Consider the following 689-nt stretch of genomic DNA (forward strand, 5'->3'; position numbering starts at 1 on the left):
CCATTGATATTGGCTTCTCCTTCTTGAATACTAAACACTTGGCAACCGTTATTGGCTCCCAATGCACTTACACGGCAGCCACTCACGATATAATGCCCATGGGCGCGGTCGTACGTCGCAATAGCTTGCATGGCGGGTTCAAGGAGTGAGGGCGATTTTTGATCAATCAAAACGCCATCTTGTAAAATATAAACCGGAAAGAAAGTGCCATTCTGCGCATCCTCTTTCAGTGCCCAAACAAGCTGTGCTGTTTCGCGTGCCGCTCCGGGCTCTCCTTCTGCTAAGGTGCCAGGGACTTGCCCCAACAACTCTGGATCATCCTCATGGGTTATCCATTTTTTTTGCAGCTTCACACCAATTTCCAAGCGCCCAATCATGGCAACATTGTTGAGTACGGCTTCAGAGACCGGAAAAATATCACCGGCAATATAAATCTTGCCATCCGTTAAAGTGACGGTCTTTGTCTCTTTGTTGACAAAAGCATCAGCCCGTTCAACGCGGTCTCCTTCTTGTGCCACAAGGCGCCCCAATCGGTCATGCCGCCCCCTTATGATGGTTTGAACCTCATTGAGTTCACCACTTTGAATAAAGGGACGCGTGCCATAAAAGACAACGCTTTGTTGTTCCTCTTTGCCGCGAGATCTGTCAATTGCAAAGGGTAAACCACTTTCATGCTTCATATTAAAACC

General features: G+C 47.9%; 1 protein-coding gene. It reads right to left on the reverse strand.

Annotated features, from left to right (window positions below; genetic code table 11):
* On the reverse strand, positions 1-680 hold a 680-nt coding region (locus ACFIL3_RS10855; RefSeq protein ID WP_375682280.1), incomplete at its 3' end, for a DUF4815 domain-containing protein.
* Between the last annotated feature and the right edge of the window lie 9 nt (positions 681-689).

The organism is Bartonella sp. CE47NXGY (assembly GCF_042195415.1).
Taxonomy (GTDB): Bacteria; Pseudomonadota; Alphaproteobacteria; order Rhizobiales; family Rhizobiaceae; genus Bartonella.